Origin of the sequence: Campylobacter troglodytis (genome assembly GCF_006864425.1) — a bacterium.
In the GTDB taxonomy this organism is placed as follows: Bacteria; Campylobacterota; Campylobacteria; order Campylobacterales; family Campylobacteraceae; genus Campylobacter_D; species Campylobacter_D troglodytis.
This window is the reverse complement of the sequence record NZ_QHLI01000144.1, coordinates 1-1,441: the sequence shown is the minus strand read 5'-3', so window position 1 is coordinate 1,441 and position 1,441 is coordinate 1. Positions and strand designations below refer to the sequence as shown.

2 protein-coding genes and 1 pseudogene are annotated in these 1,441 nt (G+C 34.7%); 1 reads left to right on the top strand and 2 read right to left on the bottom strand.

Annotated features, from left to right (window positions below):
• Window positions 1-372: 372 nt before the first annotated feature.
• Window positions 373-516, bottom strand: coding sequence for a hypothetical protein (locus tag DMC01_RS14045; RefSeq protein ID WP_185908951.1), 144 nt, complete (start codon window positions 514-516; stop codon window positions 373-375).
• Window positions 504-653: a hypothetical protein gene (locus DMC01_RS14040; protein ID WP_185908950.1), complete on the bottom strand. Its 150-nt coding sequence runs from the start codon at window positions 651-653 to the stop codon at window positions 504-506. Before DMC01_RS14040 ends, DMC01_RS14045 begins: the two co-directional genes overlap by 13 nt.
• A 458-nt stretch (window positions 654-1,111) precedes the next feature.
• Here DMC01_RS14040 and DMC01_RS15535 point away from each other — a divergent pair.
• Window positions 1,112-1,441: pseudogene (locus DMC01_RS15535) on the top strand (hypothetical protein); the annotation flags it as partial.

Here is a 1,441-nt window from a genome sequence, read left to right as displayed (position 1 = left end):
AATAGTAGAATGTTTAGTTTAAAGGTTTTTTGTATTGTTTATCTTTAAGCTTTTAAAGATATTTTGAATAAATTTCGTGCTAGAACTTAGTGTTAAATTTAAGGCGATTGATACTTTTAGCTAAAATGACCTAGGATTTTTCCTAATCAATTTTAACAAAATTTTATACAAATTTTCGTTTTTAACTTTGACATTAGATCGAAATTCACTCTCCTTCAAATGAAGGTAGAAAAATTCCCTTGCCGTGAAACCCACTAATCTAGCCTTTGCAAAGCCCCTTCTGCTTGCAGTTGCGAGTGTGTAGCACGAAGTAAAAAAGTTCTCTATGCCGTTTATGTGATTTCGCCCATTTGAAAACTCGTTTGCATTACCCTACAATGAGCCTTTGCCCCTTCTACTACGCAGTTGCAAGACGAAACGAAGCAAGAAATCCACCAAGCCATCATAGGCTTTGAAGTTATCGCTGTAAATTTCACTTTCTTTAAGCTCTGAAAATTCCTTTATTATGGACTGCAACTCTTTGGCAGAGCAAGTGTTTGAGTGTATAAACTCGTGCGATTGCGTTTTAGCATTCCTTCTTGCAAAGTTGCAAGAGGATTAACGAAGTAAAAACACAGGTGTTTTCTTGCCAGCCCCACGCCCACGCTTACCACGCACAGGCCCTGCCCCTTACTCTGTTAGCTCCTTCTGTTCGCAGTTACGAGCCTGGCATCGTAAAAAATAACTTTCATCAACTTCGATCTAGTCACTCATTTTAGAAAGCTTCTCACATTCTTTTGTCATTAAAATGCGAATTTGCTTTTACAAAAACTTTGTTGTGAATTTTATAAATTTAAAGTGTTTTTCGCCTCCAAATCGATGGTTTCTTGCAAAGTGAGGGGACATAGGGCTAAGTAAAAAATATTTCAAAATGTCCCTAACTTAGATCTGCTAAATTTGTAAGCGAGGCCTTGTTTTTCATAGGCGTCCTCATAGCTTAAAAAGTTTTTAATTTGTTTTAAGTTTAATCTAGTTTTTTATAAATTGTTTGTATGAATTTCAGAGCTTAAAAAACAAAGGCATTAATTTTAGGCTCAAGACAACTTAAACTCAAATAAAGGAGTTTTAAGTTATGATTACAGCGATGAAAAATAAGTATATCAATCGTTTCAAAATTTCAGAGGCTAAATTTAAAGAATTGTAAAGTATTTTTTTACTTCGTTACACTCGTAACTTTTGGGGAAGCCTTGTTCTTAAAGCCACACAAATTGCAAAATTAAGCAACAATTCTTGCCAAAGCAACAATAAAATAATCAAAAATATTAGAATTTTAATCCTTAAAGAATGTGAAAAATTTCAAAAAGGCGAGATCGAAATAGCTGAGAGTTATTTCGGTGCAAAACGTGTTCGTGGCAAGCGTGGACGTGGGGCTGGTAAGAAAACACCAGTTTTTTACTTCGTG